The organism is Romboutsia sp. 13368 (assembly GCF_018336475.1).
Classification (GTDB): Bacteria; Bacillota; Clostridia; order Peptostreptococcales; family Peptostreptococcaceae; genus Romboutsia.
This window is the reverse complement of record NZ_CP048741.1, coordinates 1,220,268-1,220,623: the sequence shown is the minus strand read 5'-3', so window position 1 is coordinate 1,220,623 and position 356 is coordinate 1,220,268. Positions and strand designations below refer to the sequence as shown.

Below are 356 nucleotides of genomic sequence, written 5' to 3'. Positions count from 1 at the left end.
GGAGGAATTACAATGTCATCATTAAACTTGTTAAAAGATAATGAGAAAAAAATATTTTTTCATTATTTAATACCATCAATTTGTTCTACATTAGTCACGTCTATTTAYATMYTAGTARAYACKCTWATAATTGGTCAAGGAGTTGGAGCAGATGGAATATCAGCACTTAATATATTCTTATCATTTTATTCTCTTTATATGGGAATAGGATTAATGTTTGGTATAGGTGGAGGAATATTAATGTCAACTGAAGAAGGAACGGGCAATATTGAAAAATCAAAAGGATACCTTGTAACAAGTGCTATTTTAGTATCAATTGTTGCAATTATATTAACAATAGTTTCAGTGTTTAATTT

Annotated in this window: 1 pseudogene (only partly in view); it reads left to right on the top strand. The window is 27.5% G+C overall.

Annotation, left to right across the window (positions count from 1 at the left end):
* Window positions 1-12: 12 nt before the first annotated feature.
* Window positions 13-356, top strand: a pseudogene (locus G3997_RS04975) (MATE family efflux transporter) (its annotated part continues 218 nt past the right edge of the window); the annotation flags it as partial.